The following is a 20,037-nucleotide window of genomic DNA, read 5'->3' as shown; positions in this document are numbered from 1 at the left end:
GAAAAGAACATGATGAAACTGTTTACCATATTTCGCAGAAAAAACAGCCAGAGAGGCTTCTTAGCCGCGCCGGTCCTGTTCGGCATGCTGGCCAGCGCGGCCGCCATTACATTAGCGGGAAGCTATGTCGGCATTTTTGACAAGCTAATCGATCAGCAAAGAAACGTGCAAGCCCGGAACAAGTTACAACAACTGGCCAGTATTATTGCGGAATCAAATCTGGATCAACAAGGCGTCATGAAAGTGGCGCCGGCGATGTCGGCGACTGCCGGCGGCAGATCGATGCAGGACGGAGATGTGCCAAATCCAGAGTGGGGTGGCAAACTGCCGACTGGATTCTCCGCCAACACCAAATTCGGCGAAGTTGCTTATTTCGCTTTCATCCATATGCCGCGAAGCACGGATAATGCTCCGGCCGGTTATTACTTGTCTGGCGCAGGCGGCATTCCAAATCCGGACGAAATGTCTTTTGCCATGATTCTTCCCGGTGCGGACGGACAAATAGACACCAATAAGAACGATGTTATGCAAGGCATTACCCGAGGCGACGATATCGGTATTTTTAAAACCGTTAGAGACGTTAACAGGGATGCTTACAAAAATCTTATCGAAAACGCCGGGAACATTCCAACATGCGGAATTACAGGAACGGGCAGAGATCGTAAACTTACAAATTTACAATGGAATATCGATCAGAAAAATTGGGAATGCGTGGAAAGCACTATTCCAGCATTTTTCCTGAAATCCGACAGCGCCGCGGAAAATATACCTACTTGCCCACAAGGCACCGCCTTGACATTGCGATTGGTGCATGAGGGCGATGCAGAACATGAGTATCAAGAACTGGCCTGCGTTTCTACCGTGGCGCCACGCGCCCGTTCCGACTTTGGATTGATTTTCGACGAAAATGGCGCTATTGCCTCTTTAATTGACGGCGATATGGCCGCTGCCGCTCCTTGCACCAATCATATCGAAACATTCCGCTGGACGGGAACACAAAGGATATGCAACGGCATACCGGAAAATGTGGTTCTAAGCACCTGCTCTGCTGGAAATTGGCTCGCAGTGGCGCTATCGCGCTATACTTCTTGTTATCCATTCAATAATACCAACCTGGCAAGAAATGGCGGCCCCGGAGCGCGCACAGCTTGCAACGGTGGAATTACGCCATACTACGCCAGTGGCCGCACATTCTGTCCGGAAGATGCGCAAGCTGGCGGATTAAGAGTATGCAAAGCGGGATTCGACGTCGGCTTTGTTTCCAGCATGGGCGGATTTGGCTGTTACATTTTAAACGACCCAGTGCTGGCCGGCGGGTTTGCAGAAGATGCCGCCGTGCATTACAGCACAAGTGACGGATGCCCCGTGAACAATGTCATGCAAGCCCGGGTGGACGATCGCAGATTGGTACAATGCATCAATATATTTGAAGCGCTTCGTTTTGCCATGCCGGCGAATACATGTCCGCCGATTAACGGCAAAAGAGGTTCGTTAACTTTCATAAAAGATGCAAATCCGAATCCGCGGTTTACATGCACAGCAGTGGATTAAATGAATGAGATTTAGAATGAAACCATATCATAACATTCAAAATCGCCAGCGCGGGATGGTATCGCATTTATTGCTTTTTATCGTTCTAATCATGCTGGCCAATGCTGCTATCTTTACGCCGAACATTAATGCATTAAAAGATAATCGCCAATCTGCTGAGAAAATAACCGACGACACATTGTTGAATGTATTGGCTTCTAGCATTGCGCGGGCCTCCAGCGACAATATCCGCAGCACCGGGAGAGTGCATCCAATTGCAGCCGTATTTCCTGATAACAGCGATACTACTTCCGATGCGACTATTACCACTCCTCTTTTGGAAGGCAATAATCCTACCTATGCTTATGGCGGTAAATTGCCGAGAAACTTGCGTCAAATGGCCCCACTGCGGCCAGATAGCTTGCGTAGATATATGCGTTATTGTCCATATTATCCGGTAGAAGCCGGCTATAGCAGCACAAATGGGTATATTCCAGCACCCGCCAATCCGCCGATATTATTTACCCTTATTCTAAACAAATATCCTGATCATATGATGACTTGCAGCGCTGCCGCTGCTGGCGTAACAAGCGATAACAGCAAATACATCAATGTAACGCCGGCACAGGCATTGAAATGGATCCGCAGTTCGCAAACGGAAAATACCACGCTTAGCGAAAGCGCCTGTCCTGCCGGCGAAGAAATGATATTCAAACCTCAAGCTGTGGATGTCAACGATGAGGACGGCGATGGCAATACCGCGGAAACTTTGCCAGCCCGGTTCCGTTGCGAAAGAAATGTTCTGGGATTGGCCGCCGCGCCAGGCAGCAATGAAACTCAAAATTGTACCGTTGGAACCGCCCTGAATTCGCGCGGCACCAATAATGATGGAACTATCAATAACGGGATGAGCTGTGCCGACATCGAAATTCGCGAAGCAAAAGTCAACACAGAGACCTATGACAACGTAAACCGGCAAATCGTATCGATGTACGCGGTAGATGAATATTACGATGCGGTCTCTCCGGTAGCGGCCGACGGCACCTGGCCAAATCCGGCTTTACCGAATGATATTATGACTCGTTTAGCCAATTTTGAATGCCCACAACGTTATTATGATAATCATCCATATTTTCCCGGTACGCGCAGTAAAGGCGTGATCATATTGCGGGATGGCAGTCTAATTTGCGCCGGTGGGTGGACATTGTTAAATTCCAGACCGCCAAATCCATCAAACGGCCCAACGCCATGCCCTGAAGGTAAAAAGATTGTTTGGGACGCAACAACCGCGACCAGCAACACTTTCGTCTGTGAAGGCGTGAATGCGAACGATACTACCTATGGCAGATGGGAAGAGTCATGCTCTCTGGCCAACGGTGACGGACCGTTAGCCCACCAAGTGGTAGGCTATTCCCCAAATACCAATCAATTTTACTGCTATTTATCATCGAACTCGCAGCAAGCGCGGGACCGTACTTACACTTATCCGGAACGCAGTTCAGCCAACTGCAAAACGGATGCGGCTGTAACTTTGCTTAATAATTCTGCAGATTGCAGCCAGACATATCCTGAATTATTACACACTGGCGTGCACGGTCTAGCCAATTATCATGCCAATTGGGCTTACAATTGGGATCCAGCGGCAAAAACTATAGTTTCTGTTGATCCAGGACCAACTACATACACTCCTGTTGGATTGCCGGCTGGACAAGACGTAGTATCAGCACCAGCAGATGGTACAATTGTATGCGAAACTGCGCAGAAAAACGGACCACAGACAGATTGCACTGAAAATGCGTCTGAAATAGGACACCCGGCAGACTAAATAGTTTCTATGGCCATCGCGACGGCTTCACCGCCGCCAATGCACAGGCTGGCAATACCACGTTTCAATTTCATATCTTGCAACGCATGAATTAGTGTCACCAACACGCGCGCGCCGGAAGCGCCGATCGGATGGCCCATTGCGCAAGCGCCGCCACGAATATTGACCTTTTCATTAGGTAAATTCAATTCATGTTGCGCGGCCATGGTAACGACGGCAAACGCCTCGTTAATTTCAAACAAATCCACGTCTTTTAAATTCCACCCGGCTTTTTCGGCGACTTTTTTAATGGCAAATACCGGCGCGGTTGTAAACCAGGCTGGTTCTTGCGCATGCGTCGCATGGGCGACAATCCGCGCCAATGGCTTTGCTCCGGACTTTTGCATTTGCGCTTCGCTGCAAACAATTACCGCGGCAGCCCCATCGGAAATGGAACTGGAATTGGCCGCCGTTACCGTGCCGCCATCGCGGAAAGCCGGTTTCAATGTCGGAATTTTTTCCGGTTTAGCGTTACGTGGCTGTTCGTCTGAACTGATGGTTATTTTTTCTTTCTTATTGTCCATGACAATCGAAACAATCTCACGGGAAAAACTGCCGTCCATACCTGCTTTGCGCGCGCGGTCTAATGATCGCAGCGCGAATTCATCCTGTTGAGCGCGGGTAAATTGATAATGCTGCGCCGTATCCTCGGCGAATGTGCCCATCAAACGGCCGCGGTCATAGGCATCTTCAAGCCCATCCAAAAACATGCTGTCGGCAATTTTTCCATGGCCAAGGCGATATCCACCGCGCGCTTTTTCCAACAAATATGGCGCGTTACTCATGCTTTCCATGCCGCCTGCGATCACCGCTTCGTTATGTCCCGCCAAAATCGAATCATAACCCAGCATCACCGATTTCAATCCCGAACCACAGACTTTGTTCACTGTCGTGCATCCAACACCGATTGGAATCCCAGCACCTATGGATGCTTGCCGTGCGGGGGCCTGGCCTAAACCTGCCGGCAAGACGCAACCCATAAGAACTTCATTGATGGAATCTGATTTTATGCCCGAACGTTCCAATGCCGCCTTGATAGCATAACTGCCCAGTTGCGGTGCCGTCAGCGATGATAATTCACCTTGAAATCCACCCATCGGGGTACGCGCCGCACCGGCGATATAGATATTTTTTGACATGGAAACCTCGAGATATAATATAGGTCGAAACAGCTCGAGGGTAAGTGTACGCTATTCCCCTATCTTCATGCCAGGATAATTGCCGAATCCGGATAAACCGCCCATCAGATTGTTGTTTACCCCATTATCATATTTATAAATAGCGCCTGGCAAATCCGATGTAACATAATGAAACCAGTCAGTCGTAGAATCGGTAACCGTTCCAACCAGGCCGCTTTGACCGAGGATCAAGGCCCAGTCTTGCGCGCTGCTAAGGGTTTTGGCGGTGCCTTCGACATATCCTTGTTTGACGCCAGTAATGAATTGCTTGGCCTGACCGCTATTGATGCCGGTCATTTCCTGAATCGGTCCCCATTGCCTTGCCCAGGCCGCATCGGCGCTGCCTTGAACTCGCGGAGCAAAATTGCGAACTTGGTTTGGCGGAATATGCTGAACCGTATAAGGCGTTGGCGCCGGCGCCATCGGCGCGGGGGCAACGTACACTTTATCCGAACTTTGCGGTTGATTATTGGAATAATCGGTATTCCATACCGGACGCGCATTTTCCGCATTTGCGGTGGATGCCGTCATTATTCCTATTGCTAAACACAATATTACTTTTTTCATATACCCTCCTAGGCCGCCGCTTCTTGAAACATCTCCCGTCCAATAAGCATGCGGCGAATTTCCGATGTTCCCGCCCCGATTTCATACAACTTCGCATCCCGCCACAAACGGCCAACGGGATATTCATTGATATATCCATTGCCGCCCAGCGATTGAATCGCCTCGCCCGCCATCCAGGTCGCTTTTTCCGCTGCATACAGTATAACACCGGCCGCGTCTTTGCGGGTGGTTTCCTTGCGATCGCAAGCGGAAGCAACCGTATAGACATAAGAACAGCAAGCATTCATGGTGGTATACATGTCGGCGATTTTGCCTTGCATCAATTGAAACTCGCCGATTTTTTTGCCGAATTGCTGGCGTTCGGTAACGTAAGGCATCACCGCATCCATGCAAGCGCGCATAATGCCTAGCGGACCGCCAGCCAGAACCACGCGTTCATAATCCAGACCGCTCATCAATACGCGCACGCCATCGCCCGGCTTGCCTAAAATATTTTCAGCCGGCACTTCGCAATCTTCAAAAATCAGCTCGCAAGTATTCGATCCGCGCATGCCAAGCTTATCCAGTTTCTGCGCCGTTCTAAAACCTTTCATGCCTTTTTCAATCAGGAATGCGGTAATTCCTTTTGATCCCGCATCGGGATCGGTTTTAGCATACACAACCAATGTTTCAGCATCCGGCCCGTTGGTGATCCACATTTTGGTGCCGTTCAAAACATAACGGTCGCCGCGTTTATCCGCGCGCGTGCGCATGGATACAACATCCGATCCGCTGCCGGCTTCGGACATGGCGAGCGCGCCGACATGTTCGCCGGAAATTAATTTCGGCAAATATTTTTTCTTTTGCGCATCGTTGCCGTTTAAATTGATTTGATTGACGCATAAATTCGAATGCGCGCCATAAGACAAACCAATGGACGCCGAAGCGCGGCTTATTTCTTCCATCGCAATCACATGCGCCAGATATCCCATGCCAGCGCCGCCATATTGTTCAGGCACAGTGATGCCAAGCAATCCCATCGCGCCAAATTCGGGCCATAGATGACGGGGAAAAACATTGCTGTGATCGGTTTCGGCGGCAATCGGTGCAATTTTATCGGCAGCGAAATCGGCCACAGTTTGCCGCAACATGTCGATAGTTTCGCCAAGATTGAAGTTTAGGGTAGAATAAATTTGTGCCATATACTATCTCTGGTAGGGGAATAATTATAATTTAAGTTATTGCCCTGATTATAGAATGCTCCTAATACCGTTAACAATATATTAACAAAAACTGCCGTTTTTATGATGTCCTGGGTTGCCCGTTTAAAACCTTCAAAACAAGTCATTTCAATGCTTTGGCCTTTAATGGCCATAGCCTTGTTTTCGGCTGCGGGCTGGCTATTGCATAAAACCCTTAAAAAGCACTCCTGGCAGGACTTTTTGGATGCCATCGCCGCAATCCCACACACCCATGTTTGGTGGGCCATAGGGCTTACCGTGATCTCTTATGTGGTTTTAGCGGGTTATGATGCTTCTGCCCTATTCTATGTTCGTAAAAAGGTTCCTTGGCCACGCATTTTCATGGCTTCGTTCATGGGATTTGCCTTTAGCCAGAATCTAGGCGTTTCTCCGATCACTGGCGGATCGGTACGATTGCGGCTTTATGGGCACAGCGGCATTGGCCCTATCGATGTTGCCAAAATCGTCGCATTCTGCATTCTAACCTATTCTATTGGCGTAACCGCCATTTTCGGATTCGTGATGGCGTTTTTCCCTTATTATTTGGAACCGTTCGAATTCATGCCAACGTTGCTGAGTGAAATATTGGGCGGACTAACGCTGGCAATAGTAACGGGGTATATATTTTGGGTTGGACATCGCAAGCATCCGATTCAATTCAAAGGTTTTGAATTTAAGATGCCGTCGGCGCCATTGTCGATATTTCAATTAATAATAACCGTCACCGATGTCGCGGTTGCATCGGCAATTTTATATGTCCTGTTGCCAGATTCGAAAATCATCGGATATCAGCATTTCTTTTTCATTTATGTAATCGGCACCACTATCGGCATTCTGTCGCACGTTCCCGGCGGACTTGGCGTTTTTGAATGGGTGGTATTGACGATGCTGGGCAATTATTATTCGGCGCCGACTATTTTCGGCACGTTGCTGTTGTTCCGCATAATTTATCTGCTGGGGCCATTGGCTATTGCCGCGGTGTTCTTAGTGCTGTTTGAATGGCAAGAAGGACGGCGGAAGAAACCAACGCCGTAATATAAAGCCATTAGTCCGTTGGCTTTAGCTTTTTAATTGAACAATTTTTTGCTTGGTGCCTTCTTGTCCGTGGGCTTCGACCGCTGCGATAGCTGTCATATTGACAATCCCGCGCACAGTAACCGACGGCGTCAGCACATGCGCCGGCTGACCGACGCCAAGCAAAATTGGGCCGATCGACAAACCGTCACCCAACGCCTTCAGTATATTATAAGAAATATTGGCTGCATCCAGCGTCGGCATGACGAATAAATTCGCCGATCCCATTAAACGGGAATTTGGGAAAATCCTGTTGCGGATTTCTTCGTTTACCGCCGCATCGGCGTGCATTTCGCCTTCGATTTCCAGGGACGGCGCACGCATGTGAATCAAAGACAATGCCTCGCGCATTTTGCGAGCCGATGGCGCCTCGGAACTGCCAAAATTGGAATGCGACAGCAAGGCGACTTTCGGTTCAATGCCAAAACGCCTGACCGCTTCGGCCGCTTGAATGGTCATTTCCGCAATTTCATGCGCGGTAGGGTTATCGGTAACATAGGTATCGCACATAAAGTAAATGCCGCGCGTCAAAATCAAAACATTCAGGGCGGACGGCACATGCACATCATAATTCAAACCGATAATGTCCATAATATCGTTCAAATGAACCTGATATTTGCCAGACGTGCCGCAAATCAAAGCATCGGCCTCGCCACGCTTGATCATCAATGCCGCAATAATAGTGTTCCGCGTGCGAACGACGGTCTTGGCTTGATCCGGAGAAATGCCGCGGCGTTCCATCAAACGGTGATACAGGCCCCAATATTCTGCAAAGCGCGGATCAGAATCCGGATTGACCATTTCAAAATCCTTGCCGGCTTTGATACGCAAGCGGGATTTTTCAATACGCTTCTTAATAACGTCCGGACGGCCAATGATGATTGGTTTTGCCAAACCTTCGTCCACCACCACTTGAATGGCGCGCAACACGCGTTCATCCTCGCCTTCCGCATAAACGATACGCTGCGGATTTTCTTTCGCGGCTTCGAATACCGGTTTCATCACCAGGCCGGAACGGAAGACGAATTGGCTTAGATCCTGATGATAGGCTTCGAAATCTTTGATCGGACGCGTCGCCACGCCGGAATCCATGGCGGCCTTGGCAACCGCCGGCGCGATTTTCAAAATCAAGCGCGGATCGAACGGTTTTGGAATAATATAGTCCCGGCCAAAACTCATCGCCGCATCGCCATAAGCGCGCGAGGCCACATCGGACGATTCCACATGGGCGAGTTCGGCAATCGCCTGCACGGCGGCCAGTTTCATCGGCTGATTAATAGTGGTGGCGCCAACATCCAACGCGCCACGGAAAATATATGGAAAACAAAGTACATTATTGACTTGATTAGGATAATCACTGCGGCCGGTGGCGATAACCGCATCGCTGCGCGCCGCCATAATTTCTTCCGGCATGATTTCCGGCACCGGATTCGCCATTGCCATAACAATCGGGTTCTTGGCCATGGTTTTGACCATCTCGCCGGTCAAAACCTTGCCCGCCGAAAGGCCCAGAAACACATCGGCATCTTTAATAACATCGGCCAATTTGCGCGCATCCGTTTTACGGGCATAGCGCGATTTGTACGAATCCATTTCTTCCTTGCGGCCTTCGTATACAACGCCGGCAATATCGCAAACCCAAATATTTTCGCGCTTTAGCCCAAGCGACACTAACAAATCCAGGCACGATAAAGCCGCCGCACCGGCGCCAGAGCATACAAATTTCACTTTGTCGATTTTTTTGTCGACCAGTTTCAAACCGTTGACAACGGCCGCGCCGACAATAATTGACGTTCCATGTTGATCGTCATGGAATACCGGAATTTTCATCCGCTCGCATAACTTGCGCTCGATCTCAAAACATTCCGGAGCTTTGATGTCTTCAAGATTGATTCCGCCAAATGTCGGTTCCAATGCCGCGACGATATCGACGAATTTGTCAACATTTCGTTCGTTCACTTCTAAATCGAATACATCAATACCGGCGAATTTTTTAAATAAAACCGCCTTGCCTTCCATCACCGGCTTTGCCGCTTCCGGGCCAATTGCGCCAAGCCCAAGCACCGCAGTGCCATTTGTAATCACGCCTACCAAATTGCCGCGCCCGGTCAATTCCGCCGATTGAATTGGATCCCGCGCAATTTCTTCGCAAGCAACCGCCACGCCAGGCGTATACGCCAACGACAAGTCCCGTTGCGTTTCCAACGGCTTGGTCGCAACCGTGCCTAATTTGCCCGGTTTCGGATAACGGTGATATTCTAATGCGGCTTCGCGCAGATCTTTATCTTTGGTCATAATTTTCCTTTGAATCGCAATAAGATAAGCGGATTGGAACGCAGGCACAATTGCAAAGACGTGCATCGCAATATTACCCCCGTAAAATAAGGATTTAGAGTTACATTTTGATGAAAATATGGCGGTTTTACGGGATTATCTATGGTTGCAGCGCGTCAAATACGCTTGGCTTGACGCGGCGCCAAAGCTCATTTATGTAATGGAAATCATGAGTGAAAATAGCGATTTGACCAACAAACCTTATGTTTCCCCCACTATCGGTGGGCGGGTGCATATTCCGATTCCGAATGGAGCGGACAAGGTATTGCTGCATTCTTGCTGCGCCCCTTGTTCCGGCGAGGTGATGGAGGCGATGCATGCGGCAGGATTGGCCATAACGATCTTCTTTTACAATCCAAATATTCATCCCAAACGTGAATATGAATTGCGCAAGAATGAAAATATAGTGTTCGCCGAAAAAATGGGCATCCCGTTTATCGATGCCGATTACGATGCTGCCAATTGGTTCGAACGAGTCAAAGGCATGGAGATGGAACCGGAGCGCGGCATAAGATGCACCGAATGTTTCGATATGCGGTTTGAACGCACTGCGCTGTACGCGCATGAACATGGATTCAATCTGTTCACATCGTGTTTAGGAATTTCGCGCTGGAAAAATATGGAACAAATCAACGGCTGCGGATACCGCGCGGCGGCGCGTTATCCGAATATGACGTATTGGGATTATAATTGGCGCAAACATGGCGGCGGCGCGCGGATGATCGAAATTTCCAAACGCGAGGAATTTTATCAGCAGGAATATTGCGGGTGTATTTATTCGCTGCGCGATACCAACGACTGGCGCGTTAAAAACGGCCGCGAGAAAATCAAGATCGGCGTGAATTATTATAAGAACGAAGCGGATGCCGAAAACGCGGGTTAAACCGCTTTTTTATAAAATACCGTATCTACTTTCATCCTTGGAAAATCCGCCGGCAAATCGCCTTCAGCAATACTGATATAATTGTTCTTTTCATAAAACCGGTGCGCGGCGAGAAACTTGCTGGTTGTTCCTAGATAAATATTTTTGAATTTCATTTCCGCCGTCCAGGATTCCAGCCCATCCAATAAATTCTTTGCGGTGAAATGCGGCGCGCCGCGATAATTCTGATCGACGAACATTTTACGGATGACGCCGTTATCATTTGAAATCTCAATTAGGGCGATTGTACCAACAATATGGCCGCCGGTCTCCGCAACCCAAAAATTGCCACGGCCTTTTTGGTAAAAGCCCGGAATATCTGCCAAATCCGGTTGATCCGCCAGCGTTATCGGAATTTGAAATTCCTCGCGTTGAATTTTACCGATCAATTCGCCAATACGGGTTTTATCCTGCGGCTGATAGGGACGGATAAGCATAAACTATCTTTTATTTATTAGGTTTATTATATTCTGCATGCCATTCATTTAGCCCTCGCTTCAACAGCCATACACTGGCTAGTTTTTCATCCTCGTCATAAAGCAGAGATTCAATTTCATCAATTTTCCAGTCTTGATTTTCTTTCACAAACATGAAATTGGTCCGCACCGGTAAGCCATTTTTAAAATAAACTCGCACAATAGCCGAATTTTTCCCATTTTCTGATTCCATCCGAAAATCGGTTATATCCCAATCTTGTCCTGCAATCAGAATATCAGAATCGAGTGCGCACATTTCCCCAGTGCGATTCACACAGGCGTTTTCCATATCGATCGCATTGCCCAATGCGTGGCTGGCATATGGACGGATTGCATCAGTTGCACTGGGCTCGGTCTGGAGATCCGCATGCGGATCATCCAAATAAGGCTTGTATAAATTTTGCACTATTTGCGATGGGGTTTCCGCTGCCAAAACTGGGCTGGCTAAAAAAAACATAATTAGAAAAACATTAAAATATTTAGGCATCTCGGTCTCTAAAGCTACCTTGACGGACGTACTATATCTTTGTTAGGTGGGATATCCGCAACACGCGACCGTTGCGGTTTAAGAACGGACAATACGACTGCCCCGCCCTCTATAACCAAGGCAATACAACTAACCATTAATATCATTACAGCATCCAAAGTGGATAATGGGCGTTCGCCATCTACAAAAATAAATTCTGGATTCGAATCCGCCGGTAATTTTTTTGTCATGATAACTTTCCCTAATCGATGGGTCATAAAGCGGCTATCGGCTTATGGTGGCTTGCCAAGCCGTAGCCTTTGGTTGCGTCGGCCCACCTACACCCATTCGGGCTTCGGCGCGGCAGCCTTCTTTTCTTTCACATTGCTACTGACGATACGGATAAAACAAGACTGGCTTGCCGAGTCGTAGCGCAAGGCGCTTTAACCTATATAGTCCGCCTTCGCAGCTTTGCTGCTACGGCGCCACAGTCTACGCTAACGCGTAGACTGGTGCGGTCAAGAGGACTCGAACCTCCACGGGTTGCCCCACAGCGACCTCAACGCTGCGCGTCTACCAATTCCGCCATGACCGCGGCCAAGGCGAAAATAGCAAATATTAACTCCAACCGCAACGAGGTTCGGCCAAACACCAAAACACCTATAATTATTGAGTTATAACTCTATATTGATATAGTACCGCCATGTTGAAACCATCCCCCGCGCGCCTGAATTGGACCATGGAAACCGAACCGGTTTCTTATCCCGATGCTATTTCCCATATGCAATTGCGGGTGGCGGCGATCCGTGCAGGGTTGGAACCCGAACAAATATGGCTGCTGGAACACCCTGCCTGTTACACCGCCGGGACCAGCGCCAATGAAAATGATCTAACCGATCCAGATTTATTTCCAGTGTTCGAAACTGGGCGCGGTGGGCAATATACCTATCATGGTCCCGGCCAGCGCATTGCTTATGCGATGCTGGATTTACAAAAACGCGGCATTGATATCCGCGAATATGTCTGCATGCTGGAACGTTGGATTATCGCAACATTAAAACAATTCGACATCAACGGAGAATGCCGTGACGGTCGGATTGGCGTTTGGGTTTCTTATGACGGACGCGAGGATAAAATCGCCGCATTGGGCGTGCGTGTCAGCCGTGGCGTTGCCTATCACGGCATAAGCATTAACAATAACCCCAACCTGGATCACTTTCGCGGTATCGTGCCTTGCGGAATCAAAGAATATGGCGTCACGTCGCTGACGCAACTGGGGCGAAATGTTTCCATGGCCGAATTAGACCGTGCCTTACAGCAACAATTTTATCCTATTTTCGGCGCAGAATAGGCGCTGTTCGGCGCGTAAATTTGTGCTAGAATAAACTTATCACATTTATTCTTGGAAAGGTTCCGATATGAAAGCCCCTTTGTCTTCTTATAGTCCTGAATTCAACAAAAAATTACGGTACGGCGCCATTGCAGTTCTGGCCGTTTTGATCATTGCCGGGGGTTTGTATTTTTACCTAGACCATAAATACCGCGCCATTATCGCCGATTTTAACAAGTCATTGCAGCCGACTGGGGCGTTGACTTACAGCAGCATGGATGTCAGTCCATTTTTAGGCAAAGTGACACTTGGAAATCCGGTTATCATGTATCAAGCCGGCGAATTAATTAAAGCCGAGAAAATGGAACTGCAAGGTTTGCGTGGATCGGGCGCGCAATTGACCCATGCGAAAATTCACGCCAACAATCTGCAATTCTCGCCAACCGGCCGCAATCTTGCCGATATTCCAGCCGGTACAAATTCGGCATTTGCCGTTAGCGGCGAATTAAAAACCGAATATGGCCATGACCCTGCTAGCAATAGCTATGATCTAAAATCTTTTTCTTTTGAAACGGCTGATAAAAGATCATCGATTGAATTCGATCACGCAAAATTGGATAACCTGAAATTCTCGGATAAAAATTCCATTCAAGCCCTAAGCTTTGCGATTGAAAACGCAAAAATCAGCAATCTGAATATGAGCCTTTCGGCCGGCACCGGTACCGAACAAAGAACCGTGACCGAATTTTCAACCAGTTTTGCGTATGAAAAAATGGCGGATGGCAGTTTCGAAGTGCGTAACTTCAACTTGAAATTGCCGGAAATCAACGATTATGCCGCATTCGATTTAGTGCGTTGGCATACGGATAATACAACCCTGCCCCTGACATTCTTGACCGAAATCAAAGGTCTTGATATTCCGGTAGGATTGCATCCGCAAACGGCGGAGTTCTGGAAACCATATGGCTATACCAGAATTAAATCCGACACCAAAATTGGCTATGTTTTTGACAAAGAAACCAAAAAAGTGAACGCGCAATTGCTGTTCGATTCGCCGTCTTTATTCAAAACCAACGTTACGGCCGTGCTGACCGGTCTTGATTTAGCCGCCCTCGCGCAAGATCCAAATGCCAATATTTTATTGACGTTTGAAAATCTGCAATTGGAAAGCGCCGAAGTCAATTTCACCGACGCGTCGTTCTTGAAAAAAACTTTGGAAATTGAAGCGCAAAAACAAAACATCACTGTGCCGGAATATGCCGCAAAGTTGGGTGCCGATATTGATCAGGCATTCCTGGCAGATCCCGCCAACGCGTCCGATCCAGCCTTGGTGGACGCCGCCGGAAAACTAAAGGCCTATGTGGGCACCCTGGGCACTTTGACCATTAACATGAAACCGGCGCAGCCAGTTCCATTCAGCCAGGTTATGATTGGACTGATCCTGGACCGCGTCAAATTGCTAAAGGCCATGGGCGTGACGGTAACCGTCAGCTAAATCATTCGGTTGGTTTTTGTTCAAACCCGGCTGTCGGCATAGCGGCTAGTTCTTTGTAGCCCGTGATCGTCAGCCGGTCGACGCTGGCCAATATTGGGCCGCGCAAACATTGTTTGATAGCTTGATTTAAATCCGCCATCGGGCCCACCAACACCGCTTCTACAGGGCCATCTTTGCGGTTGCGCACAAAGCCGGAAAAACCTTGTTTCTCGGCCATTTTAACCGTCCAGGCGCGGAATCCCACGCCCTGAACGCGGCCATAAATCCACAAATGAACTTCGGCGAATTTGGTTTTGTGATCCAAGCTATGCTTAATCCAATCCAGTTCCTGAATCGACTGCCACTTTGGCGCCAAATGCGGCGCTTGCTTAGGATCGTCCCCCGCCAATTCGCAGCGGAAAATTTCAGGCAGAAAGCCTGCGGCAAAAAATTCATCCACCGTAAGTCCACCGCGCAACCATATATAAGACGCCAATGCCGAGCCAGTAAGATTAGTCGCAAACAACCACAATCCCAAATGCCAAGGGTCCATTTTCTGCATGGCATTGGCAAGCTTTTGGATGGAATCCGATGGCTGATCGGCGCGGGTTACGCCAAGGCAAATATTGAATTTTAAGCCTTCCGTTTCAAGACGGGCCAATAATCCGCCCCAGATCTGTTTTTCCTTAGCGCGCAAATTTTCGGGCTGTCCCGCCCAATAACAAATCGCATCGCCAGCGGCATAGGACAATATTTCTTCTTTGACTTCTTTTAATCGCGGCGCGATGCGGTCTTCGACAGAAAAAGCCCAGCTGGTGATCGGCATTTGCGCCGGCACAATCGTTTCTTTCTGATCGCGGAATTCAGCGGCAATTTTCTTGGCCAGAATCAGGTTCGGCAAATCCAAAGTTTGTTGTTGCGGCGTGCGGACCATTTTTTGATCCAACCACACGCAAAATCCCTTGGCATGATACCCGGCCAGCGCCGTTTCATAGAAACGTTTCATGAATTACCAATTTTCCACCGTCGGAACGATATCCTGCATCCGATCGATAATTTTATGCGCGCCGACTTCTTGTAATTGCGCCGCCGTGTGATAACCCCAGGAAACGCCCAGCGTATTGGCGTTCGCCGCGCGACCCGCTAAAATATCATAGGTACTGTCGCCGACGAACAATGTTTGCGCCGGGGTAAAGTTCAGTTCCGCCATGGATTGATTTAATAGAAATGGGTCTGGTTTTCCAGGCCCATTGTCCGGCGTTTTAATGGTGGAAAACAGGCGTCGGATATTATGTGAATCCAACACAGAATCCAATCCTGCTTTCATTTTGCTGGTGAAAATGCCAAGCGCATACCCTTTGACTTTTAAAGTTTCCAACATTTCCAACGCGCCAGGAAATAACGGCTGCAATTCCAGCACTTGTTCTTTCAATACTTCATAATGGGCGCGGAATCGTTCGACAAACGGGCCGATTTGTTCTTGTTTAATATGCGGCAAGGCTTTTGGCACCGCTTGAATCAACGGCAAACCCACGCCCGAAAGCAATTGATGACGCGGCGCGGAACAATCGATGCCCATATCGCCGCAAGCCATTTGCAAACATTTTATAATCATATTCTGGCTGTCCAAAATAGTGCCATCGACGTCGAAAGTGATAAATTTCAATTTCTGCAATTTTTATTCCTTTATAGATGTAACATGCTTTTCTATTACAGTGCTGGCTTGTTCCGGTGACAAATCGGTTGTATCCAATATTATTGCGTTAGCATGATCGTGCAGATGTAAAATAGTATAATCCATCAATCTATCCAATATCTTAATATCCATTAACTTGCCTTTTGCTGCACGAGAAGGTTGCATCATTCGCAAACGATTTTGTTCGGCGGAACATGTAAGAACCACCGGCACGAACGGCACGCCACGAAGGTGCGCAAAACGCGCAAATTTATTTAATCGTTCTATATCTTCAGGTAACTCTGCGGCCAACGCATTGGTAAATATGAAAATATCTTTCTGAGGAAGTTTTTCTAACTTATTGAATATGACCGCCGTTATTTGATCCAGAGCATCTAAATATTCTGGTGTACCATGATCGGTACATGTGGTGGCCGCGTCTATGATACGGTGATTATCGATTAACCTCGCGCCCAAGGATGCCGCCAGATGCTGCGCAACTGTCAATTTTCCAACTCCTGGCATGCCATTGATATGAATGATCACAGTTATTACTCAAATTTGATGGAAAACCCAAAAAATTGCATCGTTTTTTCAAAATGATCCGGCAATGGCGCCCGCATCGTAATCGGCCCCAAATCGGGATGAGGAAACGTAATGCGCTGCGCATGCAAATGCAATAATAAAGGCCCTTTTAGCCCGTCTATTTCCGTCGGCGCATCGCCATATTTCGGATCGCCCAAAATTGGCATGCCCTTCGCCTCGCAATGGACTCGCAATTGATGGGTGCGTCCGGTGATTGGCTTTAATTCCACTAATGAGTAGCCCGATGGGTGGGATTGGATGGTGCGGTATTCGGTGATCGCTTCATCGCCCTCGTCATGATCAACCTCTATTTTTTCCATATCTTTGCTTAGCCTTTTGGCCAGCGGTAAATTGATGATGCCGGATTTCGGATTAGGAATGCCATACGTAATCGCTAAATAAACTTTATCGGTTTCCTGTTCCGCAAAAGCGCGTGTTAAATGCCCAGCAGCCTTGCCGGTTTTTGCCAGTAACAATACGCCGCTGGTATCCTTGTCCAAGCGGTGCACCAATTTCAATTTCCGGTCATATACCGCAGCGCTAATTGCATCGACATGAATATTGGTTTTACTGCCCCCCTGCACCGCAAGCCCGGACCATTTATTCAGCACGACGATACAATCATCGTCGTAAATGATATGCGACTTAAATTTTTCTTGGACCGATTTTGGAATAACGCCGGTTTGTCCTTCTTTTTTATCGCCCGATGCTAATTTTTGCAGGAATGGCGGCAGGCGGATTTCCTGCCCCTCTTCCACCCGGTCGCCTGGCTTAACGCGTTTTCCATCCAATCGCACTTGGCCAGTACGCAGCAATTTCTGCACCGCGACGAAATTCAATTGCGGAAAATGTTTCAGCAACAGCCGGTCAATCCGGCTGCCCGATTCGTCGGCAATAACTTGCAATTTAATGGCGTTACTCATTCGATTCCGGTTTCGATTTGCGGAATAAGGAGAAAATGGATCGCCGCGGTTTTTTGCCCGTTTGCCGCGATGTTTCGCTGGCATCGATCGTCAGCTGATATTCCTTGCCTTGATAGGTATAGGAAACCGAATAATAAGGCGCATATAGTTCCAAATAACGATATTCCAAAAATTTGCGCCAGGTAATGCCGCGTTTTTCCTCGCCATGAACAGAACGGTTAATTTCCGATTCGATTTTGCGGAATAATTTTCCCTGAAATTCACGGGTGAATATTTTCTGCGCGTCCAGATCGGCGGGAATAACCGTTGCATTTAATTCGCGCGCGGCCACTTCCGACCAATCCCCGACCGGTTTTCCTTCCCATCCGTATTTCAGGAAAAAGCGGCGCAAATGCCGGTCAATATCCTTGCTGGCAAGACGCGTTTCTTGCAATTGGTCCTGTACCAAACCGGATTGTTCCACCCAATTGACGACTTTTTTTACTTCGGCGGTTCCGCCAGCGCCAGCCACGGTTTCGCGCACATAATCGCCGCCATAACCGCGCCATTCGACCGCAATCTGGCAGTTATAAATAAAATACGGTACCAGGACACGGCTAATAGAACTAATTTCCGCCATATTGGCGGCATCTTTGGGCACAAGAAATCCGCGGCTTAACCAGTCCTGCAACATTTGCGGGATTTCGGTTTGATCCAGCGTAAATGGCGTAAATTTACGCCCGACCAATATGCCTTTGGATTGTGCCAACATATATAAACTCCAATCTTAAATTGGACTGTTATCGTCTAAAAAACAAGGGGCAGCCTAGTTAGGCTGCCCCTTTAATCTTAACGATTAAAACCGTTATTACGCCGCGGCGGTTTCGGTTTTTTGACCCGAATCCTGGCCTTTGGCCGCAACATCACGGTCAACCAATTCAATTACTGCCATCGGGGCCGCATCGCCATGACGATAGCCGGCTTTTAAAATGCGGATATAACCGCCTTTACGGGCTCCATAACGCTTAGCCAGAGCATCGAACAGTTTCGATACTGTGTTGTCATCGCGCAGCGTAGCATAGGCCTGACGGCGATTATGCAAACCGCCTTTTTTGCCCAGCGTAATCAAGCGTTCGACGAACGGGCGCAATTCTTTTGCTTTTGGCAAAGTGGTTTTCACTTGCTCATGCTTTAACAGCGAATTCGCCATATTTTCGAACATCGCGGTGCGGTGCGACGCGGTGCGGTTCAAAATGCGGTGTTTTAGTTTATGTCTCATGTCTGCCTCTTTAGGGTTTTGGGTATTGGGTTTTGGGTATTGGGTTTACAGGAAATTCCCTAAACCCAAACCCCAAATCCCGAAACCCTTAGTATGGGTCCTCTAATTTTTTCGCCAGCTCTTCAATATTTTCTGGCGGCCAGCCTGGGATTTCCATGCCCAAGGTCAAGCCCATTTGGCCAAGCACTTCTTTGATCTCGTTCAAAGATTTGCGGCCGAAATTCGGGGTGCGCAACAATTCGGATTCCGATTTTTGTACCAAATCGCCGATGTAAACGATGTTGTCGTTTTTCAGGCAGTTGGCCGAACGAACCGACAATTCCAATTCGTCCACGCGGCGCAACAAATTGCGGTTGAACGGCAGATCGACGCCTTTTTCGGCTTCGACGATGGCGGTTGGTTCTTCGAAATTGATGAACAGTTGCAATTGGTCTTGCATGATGCGCGCGGCATAAGCGACAGCGTCTTCAGGGCTGACGGCGCCGTTGGTTTCCAGGGTCATGGACAATTTATCATAATCGGTGCGTTGACCGACGCGGGTGTTTTCCACTTTGTACGATACTTTGCGAACCGGGCTGTAGATTGCATCGATCGGAATCAAACCGATCGGCGCGTCTTCGGCGCGGCTGTCGGCGGCAGGCACATAGCCTTTGCCAGTCGTCACAGTCAATTCCATCATGATTTTTGCGCCTTTATCCAAGGTGCAAATAACCAATTCCGGATTCATGATTTCAATATCGTGGCCGGTTTCGATCATGCCAGCGGTGATTTCGCCTGGACCGGTACCGGACAAACGCATGCGTTTTGGGCCTTCGCCAAACATGCGCAAGCCAACCGATTTCAAATTCAAAATAATATCGGTAACGTCTTCGCGAACGCCTGGGATTGCCGAGAATTCATGCAACACGCCTTCGATTTGAACGGCGGTAATGGCCGCGCCTTGCAGCGACGACAATAAAATACGGCGCAGTGCGTTGCCCATCGTCAAACCAAAACCACGTTCTAATGGTTCGGCGACAACGGTTGCGGTGCGAGCCGGGTCTACACCTGGCTCGATATTCAATTTATCCGGCTTAATCAAAGCTTGCCAATTTTTTTGTAACATGCGTACTTCCAACTAACTCCGCATTTCTGGGTCTGTCGAGAAATGCGATGTTAAAC

General features: G+C 48.5%; 20 protein-coding genes and 1 tRNA gene. 6 read left to right on the top strand and 15 right to left on the bottom strand.

Features of this window, described 5'->3' with window-relative positions; translation table 11 throughout:
* Window positions 1-9: 9 nt before the first annotated feature.
* Window positions 10-1,551 carry a hypothetical protein gene (locus EYC62_07990; protein ID TAH32668.1) on the top strand — a complete coding sequence of 514 codons (1,542 nt, stop codon included), beginning with the start codon at window positions 10-12 and terminating at the stop codon, window positions 1,549-1,551.
* Window positions 1,552-1,567: 16 nt separating this feature from the next.
* A complete protein-coding gene (locus EYC62_07985) occupies window positions 1,568-3,355 on the top strand; it encodes a hypothetical protein (protein ID TAH32667.1) in 1,788 nt (595 codons plus the stop codon).
* Here EYC62_07985 and EYC62_07980 read toward each other — a convergent pair.
* The 3 genes from EYC62_07980 to EYC62_07970 are packed head-to-tail and all read right to left on the bottom strand — an operon-like array spanning window position 3,352 to window position 6,320.
* Entirely contained in the window at window positions 3,352-4,533 is a 1,182-nt protein-coding gene (locus EYC62_07980; GenBank protein ID TAH32666.1) for an acetyl-CoA C-acyltransferase, read from the bottom strand. The genes EYC62_07985 and EYC62_07980 overlap by 4 nt on opposite strands.
* Window positions 4,534-4,584: 51 nt before the next feature.
* Entirely contained in the window at window positions 4,585-5,103 is a 519-nt protein-coding gene (locus EYC62_07975) for a hypothetical protein (protein TAH32665.1), read from the bottom strand.
* Between the two features lie 44 nt (window positions 5,104-5,147).
* The gene (locus tag EYC62_07970) at window positions 5,148-6,320 is read right to left on the bottom strand and encodes an isovaleryl-CoA dehydrogenase (protein ID TAH32664.1); all 1,173 of its coding nucleotides are present in this window, start codon (window positions 6,318-6,320) and stop codon (window positions 5,148-5,150) included.
* A 102-nt stretch (window positions 6,321-6,422) separates the two neighbouring features.
* Here EYC62_07970 and EYC62_07965 point away from each other — a divergent pair, with 102 nt between their 5' ends.
* The gene (locus tag EYC62_07965) at window positions 6,423-7,394 is read left to right on the top strand and encodes a UPF0104 family protein (protein ID TAH32663.1); all 972 of its coding nucleotides are present in this window, start codon (window positions 6,423-6,425) and stop codon (window positions 7,392-7,394) included.
* Between the two features lie 24 nt (window positions 7,395-7,418).
* On the opposite strand, the gene EYC62_07960 is transcribed toward EYC62_07965, so the two are convergent.
* Window positions 7,419-9,728 (bottom strand): NADP-dependent malic enzyme, encoded by a 2,310-nt coding sequence (locus EYC62_07960; protein ID TAH32662.1) that lies wholly within the window; start codon window positions 9,726-9,728, stop codon window positions 7,419-7,421.
* 208 nt (window positions 9,729-9,936) lie between these two features.
* Here EYC62_07960 and EYC62_07955 point away from each other — a divergent pair, with 208 nt between their 5' ends.
* Window positions 9,937-10,650, top strand: coding sequence for an epoxyqueuosine reductase QueH (locus EYC62_07955; protein TAH32661.1), 714 nt, complete (start codon window positions 9,937-9,939; stop codon window positions 10,648-10,650).
* Here the strand turns inward: EYC62_07955 and EYC62_07950 are convergent.
* The 4 genes from EYC62_07950 to EYC62_07935 all read right to left on the bottom strand — a co-directional run bounded on the left by EYC62_07950 (window position 10,647) and on the right by EYC62_07935 (window position 12,226).
* Entirely contained in the window at window positions 10,647-11,126 is a 480-nt protein-coding gene (locus EYC62_07950; protein TAH32660.1) for an N-acetyltransferase, read from the bottom strand. The genes EYC62_07955 and EYC62_07950 overlap by 4 nt on opposite strands.
* 10 nt (window positions 11,127-11,136) lie before the next feature.
* Window positions 11,137-11,652: a DUF3828 domain-containing protein gene (locus EYC62_07945; GenBank protein ID TAH32659.1), complete on the bottom strand. Its 516-nt coding sequence runs from the start codon at window positions 11,650-11,652 to the stop codon at window positions 11,137-11,139.
* Window positions 11,653-11,666: 14 nt separating this feature from the next.
* The gene (locus EYC62_07940; GenBank protein TAH32658.1) at window positions 11,667-11,882 is read right to left on the bottom strand and encodes a hypothetical protein; all 216 of its coding nucleotides are present in this window, start codon (window positions 11,880-11,882) and stop codon (window positions 11,667-11,669) included.
* A gap of 259 nt (window positions 11,883-12,141) precedes the next feature.
* Window positions 12,142-12,226: transfer RNA gene (locus EYC62_07935), tRNA-Leu, on the bottom strand.
* Between the two features lie 108 nt (window positions 12,227-12,334).
* Between EYC62_07935 and lipB the strand changes: the two genes are divergently transcribed.
* Window positions 12,335-12,982, top strand: coding sequence for a lipoyl(octanoyl) transferase LipB (lipB, locus tag EYC62_07930; GenBank protein ID TAH32657.1), 648 nt, complete (start codon window positions 12,335-12,337; stop codon window positions 12,980-12,982).
* A gap of 67 nt (window positions 12,983-13,049) precedes the next feature.
* Complete coding sequence (locus EYC62_07925; GenBank protein TAH32656.1) at window positions 13,050-14,456, top strand: hypothetical protein; 1,407 nt, start codon at window positions 13,050-13,052, stop codon at window positions 14,454-14,456.
* A 1-nt stretch (window position 14,457) separates the two neighbouring features.
* Here EYC62_07925 and EYC62_07920 read toward each other — a convergent pair whose 3' ends face one another.
* From EYC62_07920 to EYC62_07890, 7 genes are all read right to left on the bottom strand, one after another.
* Complete coding sequence (locus EYC62_07920; GenBank protein TAH32655.1) at window positions 14,458-15,441, bottom strand: hypothetical protein; 984 nt, start codon at window positions 15,439-15,441, stop codon at window positions 14,458-14,460.
* 3 nt (window positions 15,442-15,444) lie between these two features.
* Window positions 15,445-16,110, bottom strand: coding sequence for an HAD family hydrolase (locus EYC62_07915; GenBank protein TAH32654.1), 666 nt, complete (start codon window positions 16,108-16,110; stop codon window positions 15,445-15,447).
* A 3-nt stretch (window positions 16,111-16,113) separates the two neighbouring features.
* A complete protein-coding gene (locus EYC62_07910; GenBank protein ID TAH32653.1) occupies window positions 16,114-16,656 on the bottom strand; it encodes a hypothetical protein in 543 nt (180 codons plus the stop codon).
* 5 nt (window positions 16,657-16,661) lie between these two features.
* Window positions 16,662-17,702, bottom strand: coding sequence for an RluA family pseudouridine synthase (locus EYC62_07905; protein ID TAH32652.1), 1,041 nt, complete (start codon window positions 17,700-17,702; stop codon window positions 16,662-16,664).
* Window positions 17,611-18,369 (bottom strand): hypothetical protein, encoded by a 759-nt coding sequence (locus EYC62_07900; protein TAH32651.1) that lies wholly within the window; start codon window positions 18,367-18,369, stop codon window positions 17,611-17,613. Before EYC62_07900 ends, EYC62_07905 begins: the two co-directional genes overlap by 92 nt.
* Window positions 18,370-18,465: 96 nt before the next feature.
* Window positions 18,466-18,876, bottom strand: coding sequence for a 50S ribosomal protein L17 (locus EYC62_07895; protein TAH32650.1), 411 nt, complete (start codon window positions 18,874-18,876; stop codon window positions 18,466-18,468).
* Window positions 18,877-18,964: 88 nt separating this feature from the next.
* Complete coding sequence (locus EYC62_07890; protein TAH32649.1) at window positions 18,965-19,981, bottom strand: DNA-directed RNA polymerase subunit alpha; 1,017 nt, start codon at window positions 19,979-19,981, stop codon at window positions 18,965-18,967.
* Window positions 19,982-20,037: the final 56 nt, after the last annotated feature.

It is taken from the genome of Alphaproteobacteria bacterium (assembly GCA_004295055.1).
Classification (GTDB): Bacteria; Pseudomonadota; Alphaproteobacteria; order SHNJ01; family SHNJ01; genus SHNJ01.
Note: the sequence above shows the minus strand (reverse complement) of the source record. Positions and strands in the feature narration are given on the sequence as shown.